Below are 221 nucleotides of genomic sequence, written 5' to 3' on the forward strand. Positions count from 1 at the left end.
GAGGGTGTTCATCCCCGTGTCGAAGGGGTCGGCGTTCAGGGTGTTCACGCCCGCGGCGCTGCACGCAGCGTCGACAGCGTCGACAGCGTCGACAGCGTCGATAGAGTCGATGACTGCCGCGATGTTCGGGTCCTGCTGCTCACCGATGTCAGCGGGAGGCAAAGGTCGCGGGGCGTGCATGCTCTTGTGAGCGAGGACGTAGTCGAGACTGATGTTATCCA

The 221-nt window shown here is 63.3% G+C and carries 1 protein-coding gene; it reads right to left on the reverse strand.

The features are described from left to right. The coding region (locus ACLQ24_RS30780) for a hypothetical protein (RefSeq protein WP_425895220.1) at positions 1–221 on the reverse strand (221 nt) is incomplete at both ends.

Origin of the sequence: Micromonospora sp. DT4 (assembly GCF_049841675.1) — a bacterium.
Lineage (GTDB): Bacteria > Actinomycetota > Actinomycetes > Mycobacteriales > Micromonosporaceae > Micromonospora.